Origin of the sequence: Curtobacterium sp. MCBA15_012 (genome assembly GCF_001864935.2) — a bacterium.
GTDB lineage: Bacteria > Actinomycetota > Actinomycetes > Actinomycetales > Microbacteriaceae > Curtobacterium.
Genome location: NZ_CP126267.1, coordinates 992,089 through 1,009,111 on the forward strand (window position 1 = coordinate 992,089; position 17,023 = coordinate 1,009,111).

The 17,023-nt window shown below is 70.4% G+C and carries 14 protein-coding genes; 10 read left to right on the forward strand and 4 right to left on the reverse strand.

Annotated features, from left to right (window positions below; genetic code table 11):
• Positions 1-196: 196 nt before the first annotated feature.
• The 4 genes from QOL15_RS04600 to QOL15_RS04615 all read left to right on the forward strand — a co-directional run bounded on the left by QOL15_RS04600 (position 197) and on the right by QOL15_RS04615 (position 4,380).
• A complete protein-coding gene (locus tag QOL15_RS04600; RefSeq protein WP_065959693.1) occupies positions 197-1,126 on the forward strand; it encodes an ABC transporter permease in 930 nt (309 codons plus the stop codon).
• Complete coding sequence (locus QOL15_RS04605; RefSeq protein WP_065959692.1) at positions 1,116-2,066, forward strand: ABC transporter permease; 951 nt, start codon at positions 1,116-1,118, stop codon at positions 2,064-2,066. The genes QOL15_RS04600 and QOL15_RS04605 overlap by 11 nt, the downstream gene beginning before the upstream one ends.
• Positions 2,063-3,805 (forward strand): ABC transporter ATP-binding protein, encoded by a 1,743-nt coding sequence (locus QOL15_RS04610; protein ID WP_065959690.1) that lies wholly within the window; start codon positions 2,063-2,065, stop codon positions 3,803-3,805. Before QOL15_RS04605 ends, QOL15_RS04610 begins: the two co-directional genes overlap by 4 nt.
• Before the next feature lie 62 nt (positions 3,806-3,867).
• The gene (locus QOL15_RS04615) at positions 3,868-4,380 is read left to right on the forward strand and encodes a PH domain-containing protein (RefSeq protein WP_071248395.1); all 513 of its coding nucleotides are present in this window, start codon (positions 3,868-3,870) and stop codon (positions 4,378-4,380) included.
• A gap of 200 nt (positions 4,381-4,580) precedes the next feature.
• On the opposite strand, the gene QOL15_RS04620 is transcribed toward QOL15_RS04615, so the two are convergent.
• The 3 genes from QOL15_RS04620 to QOL15_RS04630 form a co-directional block, all read right to left on the reverse strand.
• Positions 4,581-5,129, reverse strand: a complete 549-nt coding sequence (locus QOL15_RS04620; RefSeq protein WP_071249586.1) for a hypothetical protein — start codon at positions 5,127-5,129, stop codon at positions 4,581-4,583.
• 306 nt (positions 5,130-5,435) lie between these two features.
• Positions 5,436-5,915 (reverse strand): peroxiredoxin, encoded by a 480-nt coding sequence (locus tag QOL15_RS04625; protein ID WP_071249588.1) that lies wholly within the window; start codon positions 5,913-5,915, stop codon positions 5,436-5,438.
• A 137-nt stretch (positions 5,916-6,052) separates the two neighbouring features.
• Positions 6,053-7,735, reverse strand: a complete 1,683-nt coding sequence (locus QOL15_RS04630) for an ABC transporter family substrate-binding protein (RefSeq protein ID WP_071249593.1) — start codon at positions 7,733-7,735, stop codon at positions 6,053-6,055.
• Positions 7,736-7,879: 144 nt separating this feature from the next.
• Between QOL15_RS04630 and QOL15_RS04635 the strand changes: the two genes are divergently transcribed.
• From QOL15_RS04635 to QOL15_RS04645, 3 genes are read left to right on the forward strand one after another with little or no spacing between them, the layout of a single operon-like run.
• Positions 7,880-8,863, forward strand: coding sequence for an ABC transporter permease (locus tag QOL15_RS04635; protein WP_065959770.1), 984 nt, complete (start codon positions 7,880-7,882; stop codon positions 8,861-8,863).
• Position 8,864: 1 nt separating this feature from the next.
• On the forward strand, positions 8,865-9,893 hold the full coding sequence (locus tag QOL15_RS04640) for an ABC transporter permease (RefSeq protein ID WP_083394163.1): 1,029 nt from the start codon (positions 8,865-8,867) through the stop codon (positions 9,891-9,893).
• A complete protein-coding gene (locus QOL15_RS04645; RefSeq protein ID WP_065959683.1) occupies positions 9,890-12,016 on the forward strand; it encodes an ABC transporter ATP-binding protein in 2,127 nt (708 codons plus the stop codon). The genes QOL15_RS04640 and QOL15_RS04645 overlap by 4 nt, the downstream gene beginning before the upstream one ends.
• A gap of 193 nt (positions 12,017-12,209) precedes the next feature.
• Here QOL15_RS04645 and QOL15_RS04650 read toward each other — a convergent pair whose 3' ends face one another.
• On the reverse strand, positions 12,210-12,959 hold the full coding sequence (locus QOL15_RS04650; RefSeq protein WP_071249595.1) for a CPBP family intramembrane glutamic endopeptidase: 750 nt from the start codon (positions 12,957-12,959) through the stop codon (positions 12,210-12,212).
• Positions 12,960-13,082: 123 nt separating this feature from the next.
• Between QOL15_RS04650 and typA the strand changes: the two genes are divergently transcribed.
• The 3 genes from typA to QOL15_RS04665 all read left to right on the forward strand — a co-directional run bounded on the left by typA (position 13,083) and on the right by QOL15_RS04665 (position 17,014).
• The gene (gene typA / locus QOL15_RS04655) at positions 13,083-15,005 is read left to right on the forward strand and encodes a translational GTPase TypA (protein ID WP_065959680.1); all 1,923 of its coding nucleotides are present in this window, start codon (positions 13,083-13,085) and stop codon (positions 15,003-15,005) included.
• 158 nt (positions 15,006-15,163) lie between these two features.
• On the forward strand, positions 15,164-16,357 hold the full coding sequence (locus tag QOL15_RS04660) for an amidohydrolase (RefSeq protein ID WP_071249597.1): 1,194 nt from the start codon (positions 15,164-15,166) through the stop codon (positions 16,355-16,357).
• Positions 16,358-16,474: 117 nt separating this feature from the next.
• Positions 16,475-17,014 carry a hypothetical protein gene (locus tag QOL15_RS04665; RefSeq protein WP_071249599.1) on the forward strand — a complete coding sequence of 180 codons (540 nt, stop codon included), beginning with the start codon at positions 16,475-16,477 and terminating at the stop codon, positions 17,012-17,014.
• Positions 17,015-17,023 lie beyond the last annotated feature (9 nt).

Consider the following 17,023-nt stretch of genomic DNA (forward strand, 5'->3'; position numbering starts at 1 on the left):
TATCCTGCTCCGCGGCCACCGGACGGGGGTCCGGGGACCACACGGTCCTCGGGCCCCCGTACCACGGCGGTCACACCTTCCCCCACAACCGCGGGCGCCGCCGCCCGCACCGGACACCCGTGCCGACCCGCGGACCGTCCACCCCTCACGACATGAACCTGAACGACATGCGCGCCGCACAGGACCGGGCGATCTGATGCTCTGGTACCTCGGCAAGCGCCTCCTGCAACTCATCCCCGTGTTCTTCGGGGCCACGTTCCTCATCTACTTCATGGTCTTCTCGCTGCCCGGCGACCCGATCGCCGCGCTGTTCGGCGACCGCCAGCCGACGCCGCAGGTGATCGAGCAGCTCCGGCAGCAGTACAACCTGGACAAGCCGTTCATCGTCCAGTACCTGCTCTGGATCGGCGGGGTCTTCAAGGGCGACCTCGGCGTGACCTACTCGGGCCTGCCGGTCTCGCAGCAGCTCGCGTCGGCCTTCCCGATCACGGCACGCCTCGCGATCCTCGCGCTCGTCTTCGAGGCCGTCGCCGGCATCGTCGTCGGCGTGATCGCGGGCCTCAAGAAGGGCAAGTGGTTCGACGCCACGGCCCTCGTCGTGTCCCTGCTGCTCATCTCGGTCCCGACCTTCGTCGTCGGCTTCCTGCTGCAGTACGTGTTCGGCATCCAGCTCGGGCTGTTCCGCGTGACCGTCTCCGGACAGGCACCGTGGTCGGAGCTCGTCCTGCCGGCGATCGTGCTGGCGTCGGTGTCGTTCGCGTACATCGTCCGCCTGACCCGCGCGAGCGTCGCCGAGAACATGAGCGCCGACTTCGTGCGGACCGCGACGGCCAAGGGGCTCCCGCGCCGCCGGGTCGTCGGGGTGCACATCTTCCGCAACTCGCTCATCCCCGTGGTGACCTACCTGGGTGTCGACATCGGCAACCTGATGGTCGGCGCGGTCGTCACCGAGGGCATCTTCAACATCAACGGTGTCGGTGGCACGGTGTTCCGGGCCGTCAAGCTCGGCGAGGGCCCCACGGTCGTGTCGTTCGTCGCCGTGATGGTCATCATCTTCATGCTCGCCAACCTCCTGGTCGACCTGCTCTACGCCGTCCTGGACCCGAGGATCCGCTATGCCAAGTAACGCCGAGTCCCGTTCCGCGACGCACTACGTCGCGCCGATCGAGGAGACGCCGCTGCAGGCGGTCGACCAGGTCAACGAGGACGAGAAGACCCGTTCCACCTGGACGGACGCATGGGACTCCATGCGCACCCGTCCGACGTTCTGGATCTCGTCCGTCCTCATCCTGCTCGTGCTGGTCGTCGCGATCTTCCCCGGGCTGTTCACCCACGTCGACCCGCGTGCGGCGAACCTCGACTTCAGTGACGAGGGTCCCCGTCCGGGCCACCCGCTCGGGTACACCCGCCAGGGCTACGACGTGTACGCCCGTGTCATCTGGGGCGCGCAGAACTCGATCATCGTCGGCCTCGTGGCGACGGTCCTCGTGTCGATCGTCGGCATCGTGGTCGGCGCCCTCGCCGGGTTCTACGGCGGCTGGCTCGACACGATCGTGTCCCGCATCGGCGACATCTTCTTCTCGATCCCGACCATCCTCGGCGCGATCGTGATCATGTCGGTCATCCCCGCCCGCAACGCGATCACCGTCGCGCTCGTGCTCGCCGCGTTCGCGTGGCCGCAGATCGCGCGCATCATGCGTGGTGCCGTGCTCAGCGCGAAGCAGTCCGACTACGTGACCGCCTCGGCGGCGCTCGGCGTCGGCCGCTTCACCACGCTCGTGCGCCACGTCATCCCGAACGCGCTCGCACCGGTCATCGTCGTCGCGACGGTCTCGCTCGGCACGTTCATCGTGGCCGAGGCGACCCTGTCGTTCCTCGGTATCGGTCTGCCGCCGTCGGCGCTCAGCTGGGGCCTCGACATCGGCACCGCGCAGACGTCGATCCGCACCAACCCGGCGACGATCTTCTGGCCCTCGGCCGCCCTGTCCATCACCGTGCTCGCGTTCCTGCTCCTCGGCGACGTGGTCCGTGACGCGCTCGACCCGAAGGCGAGGGCCCGTCGATGACCGAGACGCTCACCGATCCCACCACCGACCGCCGCCGCACCCCCGGCACCCCGCTCCTCGAGGTCTCCGGCCTCCAGGTGGGGTTCCGGACCCAGAGCGGTCTCGTCCAGGCCGTCCGCGGCGTGGACTTCACCCTCGACCAGGGCGAACGCCTCGCCATCGTCGGCGAGTCGGGCTCCGGCAAGTCGACCAGCGCGCAGGCGATCATCAAGCTGCTCGCCGGCACCGGTGAGGTCACCGGCGGGTCGATCAAGTTCAACGGGCGCGAGCTCGTCGGGCTCAGCGACAAGGAGATGTCGGAGATCCGCGGGAAGGAGATCGGCTACGTCCCGCAGGACCCGATGTCGAACCTCAACCCGCTGTGGTCCATCGGTTTCCAGGTCGAGGAGGCCATCAAGGCCAACGGCATGGCGACCGGCAAGCACGCCATCCGCGCGCGCGCGGTCGAGGTGCTGCAGGAGGCCGGCCTCGGCGACGCCGCGACCCGGCTCAAGCAGTTCCCGCACGAGTTCTCCGGCGGCATGCGGCAGCGCGTGCTCATCGGCATCGGTCTGTCGAGCCGCCCGCAGCTGCTCATCGCCGACGAGCCGACCTCGGCGCTCGACGTCACGGTCCAGCGCGTCATCCTCGACCACCTCGAGACCCTGACGCGCGACTTCGGGACCTCGGTCCTGTTCATCACGCACGACCTCGGCCTCGCGGCCGAGCGCGCCGAGAAGCTCGTCGTGATGTACAAGGGCCAGGTCGTCGAGTCGGGTCCGTCCAAGGAGATCCTGGCGAACCCGCAGCACCCGTACACGCAGCGCCTCGTCGCGGCGGCACCGTCGCTCGCGAGCCGTCGCATCCAGTCGAAGGTGCAGCACCAGCGCATCGACATCGCCGACGCGGGGAGCGAGGACGACGAGCTCATCGCCCGCGCCCACGAGCGCGAGCAGCGTCCCGCCGAGGACCTCATCGTGGTGAAGAACCTCGAGAAGGTCTACAAGCTGCGCGGCAAGAACCTGCAGAGCCGCGAGCTGAAGGCCGTCGACGACGTCTCGTTCTCGATCCCGAAGGGCACCACCACGGCGCTCGTCGGCGAGTCCGGTTCGGGCAAGTCGACCGTCGCGAAGCTCGTCCTGCAGCTCGAGTCGATCACGTCCGGGTCGGTCACCTTCGACGGCACGGACATCGGCGCGCTGAAGGGCAAGGAGCTCTTCGACTTCCGCCGTCGCGTGCAGCCGGTGTTCCAGGACCCGTACGGCTCCCTGGACCCGATGTACAACGTCGGCAACACGATCGCGGAGCCGCTGGCGACGCACAAGGTCGGCGACAAGGCAAGCCGCCGGGCCCGCGTGCTCGAGCTGCTCGACCAGGTCGCGCTGCCGAAGTCGATGGTGAACCGCTACCCGAACGAGCTCTCGGGCGGTCAGCGGCAGCGCATCGCCGTGGCCCGTGCGCTCGCGCTCAAGCCCGAGGTCATCGTGCTCGACGAGGCCGTCTCGGCGCTCGACGTGCTCGTGCAGGGGCAGATCCTCGACCTGCTCACCGAGCTGCAGACCGAGCTCGGCCTGACGTACCTGTTCATCACGCACGACCTCGCGGTCGTCCGCCTCGTCGCGGACAACGTGTGCGTCATGCGCAAGGGACAGATCGTCGAGAAGGCGACCACCGACGAGGTCTTCGCCTCGCCGCAGGAGCAGTACACGAAGGACCTGCTCGCCGCCATCCCCGGCGCCGGGTTCGAGTTCGGGCGCTGATCCCGCTGCCCCACCCCGAGGCCGGACGCCCCGTCGTCCTCCGCGCTGGTCGCGGAAGTGCGGTGGCGTCCGGCCTCGTCGTGGTGCTGGGGGTGCTCCTGCTGGCCGACGCCGCGGCGCGCGGGAGCTGGGACGTGGTCCTCGTCGCCCTCGGTCCCGTCGCGGCCGCCGTGTGGGTCACCTGGGTCGCCACGGTCCGGCCGTGCATCCGGTTCGACGACGACGCGGTCACGGTCGTGAACCCGCTCCGGACGACCCGGGTGCCGTGGCCGGCGGTCCGGGCGGTCCGCCAGCGCTGGCAGGTCCTCGTCGACACGGTCGACGGGCGGACGGTCACCTGTCGCGGTGGCCCCGCGCTGCCCCGCCGTCGTCCCGGGGCCGGGGGACCGGCGGACGCCCCGGCGGTGCGGCCGCTGCTCGACCGCCTCGCGGAGCGACGGAGGGTCGCCGGAACGGTCGCTCCGGTCGCTCCGGTCGAGACGACCTGGGACCGCGTGCCGGTCGTCCTCGGCGCGGTCGCGGGCGTCCTGCTCGTGGTCTCCGTCGTGACCGCGACGGTGACCGCGGTCGCCTGACGGCGCGGCCCGTCGGGAGGCGCGTGGAGGCTCGGTCGTGCCCGTCACGTCCGGTGGGGGACCGGTCGGGAGGCGCGTGGCGGCTCGGTCGTGCCCGTCACGTCCGGTGGGGGACCGGTCGGGAGGCGCGCGGCGGCTCCGCCCCGCGCGTCCCGCTCCGGCGACTCCGGTCGGCCGCCCGGCGGATCCCGACGCGGCGGTCAGAGCTGCGCGGCCGCCATCGACGCGGCCACACCGAGCACGATCATCGCGAGCACCGACCACCCGTGCGCCCGGTGCGTGATCGGCTGCGCGACGACGGTCGCCGGCGGCGGACCGTCCGTCGCGACCACGGTCGGGACCAGCGCGCGCACCTCGGCAGCCGCAGCCTCGACGTCGACCGGTGTCGCGCCTCCCGGCCGACCGTCGTGCCGGACCGCGAGCCGGGCCGTGGGCCGGGTCGCCAGCCAGGTCCGCCGCACGCCCTCGCTGGAGACGACCTCGATGCCGTACTTCGTCCGGACCTCCTGCACGCGCGGCCAGGCGTAGGTGCTCGTCCGGCGCACGTCGACGACGACCAGTGCGTCCGGGCGGAGCTCGAACCGCGGACGCCAGAGGACCGCCCAGGCGACGAGCGCGATGAACAGGGTCGGGACGGGGGCGAGCCAGGGGTGGTCGCCGGTGACCAGTGCGAGCGGGAGGAGCACGACCGCGACGACCCAGAGGACGATCGCGAGCTGCCGCATGCCGGGGGCGATGATCGTGGTCACCGCGTCATCGTACGGGAGCGGTGCGGCGGGACCGCGGCGGCGGGTGGCTCCACGGTGCCTGCTCCACCGGGTCGGCTCCACGGTGCCTGCTCCACCGTGTCCGACCCACCGGGGGACGTGAGTGCCTCCCCGGGGACGTCCGGGGAGCGGATGTGACACACCGGCGCGTACCCTCGGACGACCTGGTTCCCCGGGGAGGCTGACCCTCGTGGTCGGTTCGTGCAGACCATGTTCCGCGCACCCCCGTCCGGGTGTCAACGGTCGACGCAGAACCTTCAGGAAGGGTCGTTCTCCGGGCGCCCCGGGTCAGCTGACGAGCTGTTCGACCTGCTCGCGGATGGTCGCGGCGCGGGGGAATCGGAGCCCGACCAGCCCGACGTGCCGCCAGCGCACCACGCCGTCCGCGTCGACCACGAACACCGACCGGCGCAGACCGATCCCGGGCGCCTGCACGCCGTAGGCGCGGACGACGTCGCCCGAGGTGTCGCTGAGGAGCGGGAACGTCAGCGAGGCACCGCGGGCGAACGCCTCGTGGGAGTCGAGTGCCTGCGGGCTGATGCCCCACACCACGGCACCGAGCTCGACGAAGTCGTCGAGCTCCTCCTGGTACGAGCACAGCTGCGCGGTGCACCGCGGGGTGGCGTCACCGGGGTAGAAGGCGAGCACGACCGGTCGCCCGATCGCGGCGGCGAGGGCGTACTCCCCGTCGATCCGGGTGCCGGCGTGCAGGGTCGTGCCGGGGAGGGTGAAGTCGGGTGCCCGGTCGCCGACCTCGGGGATGCTCATGCGCTCACCGTAGGGGCACGGTGCGCCGCGAGGGGACGACGCGCGGCCACGGACGTGGGACGGGCCCGGACGCGGGGTGCGTCCGGGCCCGTCGAGGGGTGGTGCGGTGTTGCGCGAGCGCTGTCGCTCGTGCGGTGTTACTTGGTGAAGCCGACCTTGGTCCAGTCGATGTTCTGGGCCCCCGCGAACGCGCCGTAGTTGGCGAGCTTCGGGTTCTGGGCCACGAGTGCGGGCTTGGCGGTGATCGGCATGGAGTGCCCGATCGCCCAGACCTTCTCGTCGATCTGGTTCCAGATCTTGTTGGCCTTGGTGGTGTCCGGCTCGGCGATGGCCTTCTTCACGAGCGCGTCGATGGTGGAGTCAGCGATGCGGCCGTAGTTCTGGCCGGTGTCGCCGGTCGTGTAGATCGATGCGCTGCTCGAGTGGAAGCCGGTGCCGCCCCAGACGAAGATCGTCATGTCGTAGTTGCCCGGCGTGACGTACTGCTCGAAGAAGTCGTCGACCGCCACCGACTTGAGCTTCAGCTGGATGCCGACGTCCTTGAGCTGCTGCTGCATGACCTCGGAGAGCTTCTGCGACGACGTCGCGCCCGACGGGATCGTGATCGACAGCGAGAGGGTCTTGCCGTCCTTCTTGCGGTAGGTGCCGTCGGTCTTCCACCCGTCGTCGTCGAGGATCTTCTTCGCCTTCTCGACGTCGAAGGTCCCGTTCGGGTCGGTGTTCGACTGGTAGCCGTCGTCCGTCGACAGGAACAGGTGGTTGTCGAGCGTGCCGAGCTTGTAGGGGAGGGTCCCGCCGATGACCTGCGCCAGTGCCTCGCGGTTGACGGAGTGCTGGATCGCGAGTCGGAGCTGCTTGTCCTTCAGGATGCCCTTCGACGAGAAGTCGACGTGCGTGTACTGCGCTGAGGTGGACGCGTAGATCTTCGAGTCCTTCGCGTCCTTGACGCGGTCGAACCGCTCGGACGTCGTCGTCAGGACCGAGTCGATCTCCTTGTTCAGGTAGGCATCCACGTCGGCGTTGCCGTCGAGCGCGCGGAAGATGACCTGGTCCAGCTTCGGCTTCTCGCCCCACCAGTTGCTGTCCGGCACGATCGTCACGGTCTGGGCGGTCTCGTCGAGCTTCCCGACCTTGTACGGACCGGACGACACGGGGACGTTGCCCTTGTACGCCTCGTTGAACTTCTCCGGGGTGTCCGTCTGGCTGGCCGGGTAGAGCGGGCTGAACAGCGACTTCCAGTCGGAGAAGGGCTTGGAGAACACGACCTTCACGTCACGCTCGTCCGAGCCCTGGGACACCGATGCGATGTCCTCGTAGCCCGTGGTCGAGCCGACGAGGTACTCCTTGTTCGACCCGTTCAGGGCCTTCCACTCGTTCTCGAAGTCCTTCCACGTGATCGCGGAACCGTCGTTCCACTTCGCGTCCGGGTTGATCGTGTACTCGATCGTGAGCGGGTCGTCGCTCGTGGCCTCGGCCTTCGAGACGTAGTCGGTGTCGAGTTCGGGGGCGCCCTTGCCGTCGATCGTGTACACGAACGGCATCGTCGCCTGTTCGATCGTCGCCGCGTCGACCAGTGCGCCGTCGACCTGGTTGTAGTTCCACTGGGTGATCCACTGCGAGATCGGGAGTCGCAGTGTGCCGCCCTGCTCCAGGTCGGAGACGGGGTGCTCGTTGATCTGCGCCGTGGTGGGCAGCGTCTTCTTGCCCGAGTCGTCCGAGGCGCCGCCGGACCCACCGTTGGATCCGCTCGAGCAACCGGTGGCGACGAGCGCGAAGCCGGCGAGTGCCGCCGTCAACGCGAGGACGTTCCTGTGCTTCATGTTCTTCCCCTCGTGAAGTTGGGGATCACTGTACGACCCCTGGGCGGGGGTGGTCGACCGGTTCTGTTGCACATGCCAATTCGTTACGCGGCGGGTCGGTGCACGACATCTGCCCGAAACAATCGGGGTCGTATGGTGTTCCGCATGACCCGCTTCCTGGCGCGTCGACTCGTGTACTACGTCGTGCTCGTGTTCCTCGCCACATCGTTGACGTACTTCCTCTCGTCGGCGACGTTCAGCCCCCGTTCCGTCTACGCCGAACGCAACCCGGCCCCGCCCGCTGCGACCATCGACCGGAAGCTCGACGACATCGGCGTGAACGACAAGACGCCGATCGTGGTCCGCTACGGACACTGGCTCGGCGACGCCGTGCAGGGCAACCTCGGTCAGACGATCCAGGACCGTCCCGTCGCCGACCAGTTCTGGCCGCGACTCGGGGTGAGCCTGCGGCTGCTGCTCGTGGGCACGATCGTCGGCATCCTGCTCGGGGTGCTCCTCGGGGTCTGGAACGCGATCCGGCAGTACCGGGTGTCCGACCGGGTGAGCGCGGTCGTGTCGATCGTCCTCATCTCGACGCCCGTGTTCCTGACGGCGGTGTTCCTGAAGATCGGAGCGACGAAGCTCAACCAGGACACCGGGACGCAGATCATCAACTTCACCGGTGAGGCGACGCCCGGGCTGTCCGGGAGCTGGGCCGAGCTCCTCCTCGACCGCGGCGTGCACCTGCTGCTGCCGACGATCTCGATCGCACTCGGCCTCATCGCGATCTACAGCCGGTACCAGCGCGCGACGATGCTCGACGTCCTCGGGTCGGACTTCCTCCGCACCGCGCGGGCGAAGGGCCTGACGAAGCGCCAGGCGACCTTCAAGCACGGGCTCCGGACGGCGTTGTTGCCGATGACGACACTGTTCGCGTACGGCTTCCTCGGCATCCTGACCGGCGCGATCTTCACCGAGAAGATCTTCGGGTGGAACGGTCTCGGGGCGTGGTTCATCGACTCGGTGAACAACAACGACGTCAACGCCGTCACGGCCTACTCGCTGTTCGCCTCGGTGATGGTGCTCATCGCCGGGTTCCTGGCCGACACCCTCACGGCTGTCCTCGACCCGCGCGTCCGGAGGAACTGACATGACCGACACCCGCATCGAGCCCGTCGACGGGACGACCGTCGGACGTGCGGACACGCCCCTCCCCGGCACGTCGGAGCCCGGCCGCAAGCAGCGCAGCCGCTTGGCGCAGACGATCGCCCGCGTCTTCATGAACCGCGGTGCCGGCGTCGGCGCCGTCGTGATCGTGCTGCTCTTCGCCTTCGCGTTCATCGGTCCGCTGGTGAGCCCCTACGGCTACGCCCAGATCGACTACACCGCGTTCTCGCAGCCGCCGAGCGGCGCCCACTGGTTCGGGACCAACGGCATCGGGCAGGACGTCTTCGCGCAGACCGCCCGGGGCATGCAGAAGAGCCTGCTCATCGGCCTGCTCGTCGCGGTGTTCTCGACCGCCATCGCCGCGCTCGCCGGAGCAGCCGCAGGCTACTTCGGTGGCTGGACCGACCGCATCGTGATGTTCTTCGTCGACATGCTGCTCGTGCTGCCGTCGTTCCTCATCATCGCGATCATCAGCCCGCGCATCCAGAACGCCGGGTGGATCGTGCTCGTCGTGCTCATCGCCGGCTTCGGATGGATGATCACCGCCAGGGTCGTCCGGTCGATGACCCTGTCGGTGAAGGAGCGCGAGTTCGTCCGGGCAGCCCGCTACATGGGCATCGGTCCGTTCCGGATCATCTTCCGGCACATCCTGCCGAACGTCGCGTCGTTCCTCATCATCGACGGGACGATCCAGGTCGGCGCCGCGGTGCTGTCCGAGACGAGCCTGAGCTACTTCGGCTTCGGCGTGCAGCCGCCGGACGTCTCGCTCGGCACGCTCATCGCGCAGAACCAGGACGCAGCACTGACCAGCCCGTGGCTGTTCTTCTTCGCCGCCGGCGCGCTCGTGGTCTTCGCGATCGCGGCGAACCTGCTCGGCGACGGCCTGCGCGACGCCCTCGACCCGACCTCGGCGACCGGCAAGCGGCAGAAGCGCACGGGCCGCAAGCGGGACCAGAACCAGGCCGCGGTCGACGCGGCGACGATCACCACGCAGGCGGGGGCCGGCGCATGAGCACCACCACGACCACCACCGACACGGTCCTCCGGGTCCGCGACCTCGACGTCCGCTTCCCGACCCCGCGCGGCGTCGTGCACGCCGTCCGCGGTGTCGACCTCGAGCTGCGCCGGGGCGAGGTCCTCGGCATCGTGGGGGAGTCCGGCTCGGGCAAGTCCGTCACGAGCATGGCGATCCTCGGGCTGCTGCCGGAGACCACGAAGGTCACCGGCTCGATCGAGCTCGAGGGCGAGGAACTCCTCGGCCGCAGCGACAAGCAGATGAGCCGGCTCCGCGGCGCGAAGGTCGCGATGGTCTTCCAGGACCCGCTGTCGGCGTTCACGCCCGTCTACACGATCGGCGAGCAGATCGCCGAGACCGTGCGTCTGCACCGAGGGGCGTCCAAGCAGGAGGCCCGTGACCGTGCGATCGAGCTGCTCCGGCTCGTCGGCATCCCGCAGGCCGACCAGCGCGTCGACGCCTTCCCGCACGAGTTCTCGGGCGGCATGCGCCAGCGCGCGATGATCGCGATGGCGATGGCGAACGACCCCGACGTCATCCTCGCCGACGAGCCGACGACCGCCCTCGACGTGACGATCCAGGCGCAGATCATCGACGTGCTCCGGACCGCCCAGCGCGAGACCGGCGCGGCGCTCGTCTTCGTCAGTCACGACCTCGGCGTCATCGCCGGGATCGCCGACCGCATCGCCGTGATGTACGCCGGACGCATCGTCGAGACCGCCACGGCCGAGGAGCTCTTCGCGCGGCCCCGGATGCCGTACACGATCGGGCTCATCGGCGCGCTGCCCCGGCTCGACGAGTCGAGCGGCGACCCGCTCGTGCCGATCCCGGGCTCGCCGCCGTCGCTGATCGGTCTGACCGACGCCTGCCCGTTCGCGGACCGCTGCCCGCTCGCCGCCGCGGTGTGCCGGGGTTCCGAGCCGCCGCTCGCCGCGGTCGACGTGGCCGCCGGCGTCCCCGGCGAGGAGCCCGTCGACACGGCTGCTCCGCACGCGGTCGCATGCCACCGGACCGACGAGGTCGCGGCGGCCCACGCGGACGCCGGTGCGATCTTCCACCTGCCCGAGGCCGTCGACACCGGCGCCGCACGGACCGCGACCGACCGGGCCGACCGGCCCGCCGTCGTGCAGGTCGAGGGCCTGACGAAGACGTTCCCGCTGCTCAAGGGCGCGCTGTTCAAGCGGAAGGTCGGCGAGGTCTTCGCGGTCGACGGGGTGGACCTCGACATCCGGCAGGGCGAGACGCTCGGCCTCGTGGGGGAGTCCGGGTCGGGCAAGTCGACGACGCTGCACCAGCTCATGGACCTCGAACGACCCGAGCACGGCACCGTCGAGCTGTTCGGGCAGCCCGTGGTCGCGTCGAAGCAGCTCCGGCAGCGCATCTCGATGGTGTTCCAGGACCCGGCAGCGAGCCTCGACCCGCGCATGTCGGTGTACGACGTCGTCGCCGAGCCGCTCCGCGCGGTCGGGGCGTCCGCCGACCGCATCGCCGCACGGGTGCCCGAGCTCCTCGGGCTGGTCGGCCTGCGCGCCGCCGAGGCTGATCGCTTCCCGCACGAGTTCTCGGGTGGCCAGCGGCAGCGCATCTCGATCGCGCGGGCACTCGCCACCGAGCCGGAGCTCATCGTGCTCGACGAGCCGGTCTCCGCGCTGGACGTCTCGATCCAGGCGGGCGTGCTCAACCTGCTCGCCGACCTCAAGGCGCGGCTCGGGCTGTCGTACCTGTTCGTGTCGCACGACCTGTCGGTGATCCGGCACGTGGCCGACCGCGTCAGCGTGATGTACCTCGGCCGCACGGTCGAGGAAGGATCCGTCGACGAGGTCTTCGAGCGGCCGATGCACCCGTACACGGCGGCGCTCATGTCGGCGGTGCCGGTGCCGGACCCCGCGGTCGAGCGCGCGCGGCGGACCATCCTGCTGCCCGGTGACCCGCCGAGCCCGACCGAGCGTCCGACGGGCTGCCGGTTCCGGTCGCGCTGCCCGCTCTACGCGATGCTGCCCGAGGCCGAGCAGGCCCGGTGCCGCGACGAGGTCCCGGACAAGGAGCCGCGCCGCGGCGAGGCCGTCGACCACCGCGCGGCGTGCCACTACCCCGAGAAGGTCCCGCAGCTCGTGGCCTGACCCACCGGACGCGACCCACGGGCGGTCGCGACCCACGGACGGACGGGAGGCGCGGTGCGGGCCCGCACCGCGCCTCCCGTCCGTCCCGCGGTCCCGTCCACCGCACGGATGGAGCAGCACCCGTCGGGTCCCGTCCGCCCACCCGACGGTTCCTGCTCCATCCCCGGACGCTGGCCGCGCAGGCCGGCCGGCGCTACCGGAACAGCTGCGGGAACGCGTGCGCGACGTACGGGTACCCGACGAACACCGCGGCGTCGAGCAGGCAGTGCGTGATGACCAGGGGGAGCAGCCGCCCCCACCGTGTGTAGATCCACCCGAACACCACGCCCATCACCGCGTTCCCCACGAACGCACCGAAGCCCTGGTACAGGTGGTAGCTCCCGCGCAGGACCGCCGTCGACAGCACGACCTGCCAGCGACCCCAGCCGAGCCCGCCGAGCCGCTCGTACAGGTAGCCGACGACGATGACCTCCTCCTGCAGCCCGGACCGGACGGCCGAGAGCAGCAGGACCGGGACCGTCCACCAGTACGAGTCGAGCGCCGCCGGGTCCACATCGACCGTGATGCCGAGCGCGCGGCCCGTGAAGTAGAGCGCGAGCCCGGGGACCCCGATGCAGAGCGCGATGAGCGCCGCGCCGCCGAGGTCGGGGCGCACACGGAACCGGTCGATCCCGAGTCGGGACAGGTGCGGCCGGGTCGTGCTCCAGAGGAGGTAGCACACGAGCGCGACCGGGGCGAGGTCGACCGCGACGCCCAGGAGCTGCCGCGCGAGGTCGACGTACTGCACGGTCGTGGTCGACTGGTTGAGCGCCGTGGACTGCTCGCCGAGCGGGGTCGTCTGCGACAGGTCGTCGATGATCTGCAGGACCGAGTACAGCGCGCTGGCACCCAGCGAGAGCATGAGGACGATCGTGATCTCGACCCACGTTCGCCGTCGGCTCATGCGCTGTACTCCTCACAGTTGCGAACTACCGGTAGACTGGCGTGTCGGGCGTTCTGCCCGCGGGTGTGGCGCCGGAAGGCTGCAGCCCCGACCCTCTCCAAAAGATCTTGAAGGATGTCCTGTATGGCGCTCGCCACCCGGTCCGACCTGCGCAACGTCGCCATCGTGGCACACGTCGACCACGGCAAGACCACCCTCGTCGACGCGATGCTCACGCAGACCAACTCGTTCGACGCCCACTTCGAGGGCGAAGACCGCATGATGGACTCGAACGACCTCGAGCGCGAGAAGGGCATCACCATCCTCGCGAAGAACACCTCGGTGCTCTACAACGGGGTGCACGCGAAGGAGTTCGGCGACGGCGGCCCGATCACGATCAACGTGATCGACACCCCCGGCCACGCCGACTTCGGTGGCGAGGTCGAGCGCGGCCTCTCCATGGTCGACGGTGTCGTGCTGCTCGTCGACGCGTCCGAGGGCCCGCTGCCCCAGACGCGCTTCGTGCTCCGCAAGGCGCTCGCCGCCAAGCTCCCGGTGATCCTGCTCGTCAACAAGACGGACCGCCCGGACTCCCGCATCGACGAGGTCGTCTCCGAGTCGCAGGACCTGCTGCTCGGCCTGGCGTCGGACCTCGCGGACGAGGTCGACGACCTCGACCTCGACGCGATCCTCGACGTGCCGGTGGTCTACGCCTCCGGTCGCGCCGGCGCCGCGTCGCGCAACAAGCCCGAGGACGGCACCCTGCCGGACAACGACGACCTCGAGCCGCTGTTCGAGGCGATCCTGCAGCACGTCCCGGCCCCGAAGTACGACGACGAGCACCCCCTGCAGGCGCACGTCACGAACCTCGACGCCTCGCCGTTCCTCGGCCGCCTCGCGCTGCTGCGCATCTTCCACGGCACGATGAAGAAGGGCCAGACCGTGGCCTGGGTGAAGCACGACGGCACCGTCGCGAACGCCCGCATCACCGAGCTGCTCATCACGAAGGCGCTCGACCGCTACCCGGCCGAGTCCGCGGGCCCCGGTGACATCGTCGCCGTCGCCGGCTTCGACACCATCACCATCGGTGAGACCCTGAGCGACCCCGAGGACGTCCGCCCGCTGCCGACCATCACGGTCGACGACCCGGCGATCTCGATGACGATCGGCACGAACACCAGCCCGCTCGTCGGCAAGGTGAAGGGCCACAAGCTCACCGCCCGCATGGTCAAGGAGCGCCTCGACCGCGAGCTCGTCGGCAACGTCTCGCTCAAGGTCCTCGACATCGGTCGTCCGGACGCCTGGGAGGTGCAGGGCCGCGGTGAGCTGGCGCTGGCCATCCTGGTCGAGCAGATGCGCCGCGAGGGCTTCGAGCTCACCGTGGGCAAGCCGCAGGTCGTCACGCGTCGTGACGAGAACGGCAAGCTCCAGGAGCCCTACGAGCACATGACGATCGACACGCCGGAGGAGCACCTCGGCGCGATCACGCAGCTCATGGCCGCGCGCAAGGGGCGCATGGAGAACATGACGAACCACGGCACCGGCTGGATCCGCATGGAGTTCATCGTGCCGTCGCGTGGCCTCATCGGCTTCCGCACGTCGTTCCTCACCGAGACCCGCGGCACCGGCATCGCCAACGCGATCTCGCACGGCTACGACGACTGGGCCGGCCCGATCCAGACCCGCATCAACGGCTCGATCGTGTCCGACCGCTCGGGTGTCGTCACGCCCTTCGCCATCACGAACCTCCAGGAGCGGATGACGTTCTTCGTCAACCCGACCGAGGAGGTCTACGAGGGCATGGTCATCGGCGAGAACTCGCGCGCCGACGACATGGACGTGAACATCACCAAGGAGAAGAAGCTCACGAACATGCGTTCGGCGAACGCCGACTCCTTCGAGTCGATGACGCCGTCGCGCCAGCTCTCCCTCGAGGAGTGCCTGGAGTTCGCGCGCGAGGACGAGTGCGTCGAGGTCACCCCCGACGCCGTCCGCATCCGCAAGGTCGAGCTCGACGCGCAGGCTCGCCAGCGCGCCTACGCCCGCCTCAAGCGCCAGGACGCGTAGCGGCAGGTCGCGTCAGCGACACGGCAGCAGCCGGGAGGTACGCCCTCCGTCCGACGGCCCGGTCACCTCGTCGAGGTGGCCGGGCCGTCGGCGTCGGTGCCGCCGGTCGCGCAGCCGCCGGTGGTCCTGTCGTCGGTGTGCGGGGTTACGGTGGACGGGTGACCCTCGATCTGCTCTCGCTGTACCAGGACCTGCACGCCCACCCGGAGCTCGGCTTCCAGGAGCACCGGACGGCCGGCGTCGTGGCCGACCGCCTCGCCGAGATCGGCGGGCTCGAGGTCGCGACGGGCGTCGGCGGCACGGGTGTCGTCGGCGTGCTGTCGAACGGCGACGGTCCTGTCGTCTGGCTCCGCGCCGACATGGACGGTCTGCCCGTGCAGGAGCGCACCGGGCTGCCCTACGCGAGCGAGCACACCGGTCGCGACGACGAGGGCAACGACGTCCCGACCATGCACGCCTGCGGCCACGACATCCACGTCACGTGGCTGCTCGGCGCGCTCGAGCGGCTCGTCGCCACCCGTGCGGACTGGCACGGCACCGTCGTCGCGGTCTTCCAGCCCGCAGAAGAGGTCATCTCCGGTGCACGCGCCATGATCGAGGACGGGCTCGTCGACCGCTTCCCGACGCCCGACGTCGTGCTCGGGCAGCACTCCGCGCCGGCCCCGGTGGGCGTCGTCGCGGTCGGCTCCGGCCCGGTGATGGCGTCGAGCGACCGCCTGACGATCACGTTCAACGGCCGTGGCGCGCACGGCTCGGCACCGCAGGCGTCCCTCGACCCGATCGTCACCGCGGCCAGCGCCGTCGTGCGACTGCAGACCGTCGTCTCGCGCGAGGTGTCCCCGTCGGACGCCGGGGTCGTCACCGTCGGCAGCTTCCACGCCGGCACCCGGCCGAACATCATCCCGGACCAGGCCGTCATCGAGATCTCCACCCGGGCCCGCAACGAGGAGACCCGCGAGCGCATCATCGCCTCGATCGAGCGGATCGTGCGCGCCGAGAGCGACGCCGGCGGGCTGCCCGCCCCGACGATCGAGCGTGCCCCGGGCGCCGAGGTCACCGTGAACGACGCCGACGCCGCCGCACGCGTGCTCGAGTCCCTGCACGGGGTGGTCCCGGACGCGCGCGACCTCGAGATCGGGCTGGCGATGGCGTCGGAGGACGTCGGTCAGCTCGCCACCGCCGCCGGTGCGCCGCTCGTGTACTGGTTCACGGGCATCACCGACCCCGAGCTGTTCCGGAGCGGGGCCGACGTGCCGAGCAACCACTCGCCGTTCTACGCGCCGCGGGCCGAGACCGCGATCCCGGTCGGCGTCGACGCCCTCGTGGCGGCGACCCGCGCGCACCTGTCCTGACCGACGGGCGGGGTGCCCGCTGTGCCCATGCGTGGTGTGGTCGCGACCCCGGCGCGGACCGGCGGCTTCCCAGGGAACGCACGCCGGGCCTCCCGGCAGTCGTCCTAGGGTGACCGCATGCGAACGTCACGGACCCTGATCGCCGCCGTCACGGCGGGCATCGCCCTCGCCGGTCTGACCGGCTGCTCGGCCGACGCGGTGCGGCAGGCGACCGACCTCGGCTCGTCCGTCGCGTCGAACGTGAGCGAGACCGTGCAGGGCATCGACGGCGGGGCGATCCAGGACGGCATGTCCTCGGTGGCCGGCGGCATCGACGGCGCGCTCGACACGGCGCTCAAGGGCACGGGTGTCACCTCGGACGGCAAGGTGCCCGACGGGTTCCCGACCGCCCAGGTCCCGCTCGTCGACGGCACGGTGCTCGGCGGCGGTTCCGGCCCCGACGGGTCCGGGTGGGTCGCGCAGGTCCGGGTCGCCTCGGTCGACGACTTCACGGTGGCCGCGCAACGCCTCGCGGACGCCGGGTACACCGAGTCGGCGAAGCGGGCGGACGCGTCGAGCGCGTTCGGCATGTTCCGGAGCGACGCGTACCGCGTGGTCCTGACGTTCTCGCAGACCGGCGACGGCGTCACGGCGACGTACATCGTGACCCCGCGCTAGCGAAGTAGC

Bases quoted from the DNA above. Each gene is read 5' to 3' on its own strand.
- QOL15_RS04600 (WP_065959693.1), top strand. From the start codon at position 197: ATGCTCTGGTACCTCGGCAAGCGCCTCCTGCAACTCATCCCCGTGTTC.
- QOL15_RS04605 (WP_065959692.1), top strand. From the start codon at position 1,116: ATGCCAAGTAACGCCGAGTCCCGTTCCGCGACGCACTACGTCGCGCCG.
- QOL15_RS04610 (WP_065959690.1), top strand. From the start codon at position 2,063: ATGACCGAGACGCTCACCGATCCCACCACCGACCGCCGCCGCACCCCC.
- QOL15_RS04625 (WP_071249588.1), bottom strand. From the start codon at position 5,915: ATGAGCATCCCCGAGGTCGGCGACCGGGCACCCGACTTCACCCTCCCC.
- QOL15_RS04630 (WP_071249593.1), bottom strand. From the start codon at position 7,735: ATGAAGCACAGGAACGTCCTCGCGTTGACGGCGGCACTCGCCGGCTTC.
- QOL15_RS04635 (WP_065959770.1), top strand. From the start codon at position 7,880: ATGACCCGCTTCCTGGCGCGTCGACTCGTGTACTACGTCGTGCTCGTG.
- QOL15_RS04640 (WP_083394163.1), top strand. From the start codon at position 8,865: ATGACCGACACCCGCATCGAGCCCGTCGACGGGACGACCGTCGGACGT.
- QOL15_RS04645 (WP_065959683.1), top strand. From the start codon at position 9,890: ATGAGCACCACCACGACCACCACCGACACGGTCCTCCGGGTCCGCGAC.
- QOL15_RS04650 (WP_071249595.1), bottom strand. From the start codon at position 12,959: ATGAGCCGACGGCGAACGTGGGTCGAGATCACGATCGTCCTCATGCTC.
- typA (WP_065959680.1), top strand. From the start codon at position 13,083: ATGGCGCTCGCCACCCGGTCCGACCTGCGCAACGTCGCCATCGTGGCA.
- QOL15_RS04665 (WP_071249599.1), top strand. From the start codon at position 16,475: ATGCGAACGTCACGGACCCTGATCGCCGCCGTCACGGCGGGCATCGCC.